General features: G+C 52.5%; 1 pseudogene. It reads left to right on the top strand.

The window, feature by feature from the left end:
* Positions 1-259, top strand: a pseudogene (locus BHE89_RS24185) (VWA domain-containing protein); the annotation flags it as partial.

Here is a 259-nt window from a genome sequence, read left to right as displayed (position 1 = left end):
AAAAAACGCACCATTTACAGCGCTCTACCAATCGTGGCCGCAGCCTATGGTGAAAAACTCGGTGTCAAAGTCGCCATCGGTAACGATGACGCATACACCATGGTAAGACCATCGTGGTTCCGAATATCCCCCGACGACTATCCTCACATGGATGCTGTCTGGGGGTATTTGGCCCATGAAGCAGCCCATGTCCGGTTTACGGACTTTGGTGTTGAGCGCCGCAGAGGTCTTCATGCTGAGTTGTCCAACGTTTTGGAGG

Source organism: Shigella sp. FC1967, assembly GCF_001743005.1.
Taxonomy (GTDB): Bacteria; Pseudomonadota; Gammaproteobacteria; order Enterobacterales; family Enterobacteriaceae; genus Proteus.
Note: the sequence above shows the minus strand (reverse complement) of the source record. Positions and strands in the feature narration are given on the sequence as shown.